1 protein-coding gene is annotated in these 284 nt (G+C 37.0%); it reads left to right on the forward strand.

What is annotated here, in order from left to right:
* Positions 1–284: DUF11 domain-containing protein (locus DC53_RS22840; RefSeq protein WP_033032767.1), on the forward strand; the 284-nt coding region annotated here is incomplete at both ends.

The raw sequence follows: 284 nt of genomic DNA on the forward strand, positions 1-284 counted from the left end.
GATTGTGTAGATATAGATTATAGTGCTACTACAGATGCGGATCTTTTAATTACAAAAACATTAAACTCTGGAGCTACTTATACTGCTGGGTTAGATGCAATATATACGATAACAGTTACTAACCGAGGACCTGGTGTTGCTACGAATATAGCCGTGCAAGACTTAGTGCCTGCAGGACTTACTGCTGCTGATGCTACTTGGTATAGTAGTAATAATACAAATGGTACAGGTGATCTTAATGATGTTATTGCATCAATGTTACCAAACACTACAGTAACATATCA

Origin of the sequence: Pseudoalteromonas fuliginea (assembly GCF_000690055.1) — a bacterium.
GTDB lineage: Bacteria > Pseudomonadota > Gammaproteobacteria > Enterobacterales > Alteromonadaceae > Pseudoalteromonas > Pseudoalteromonas fuliginea.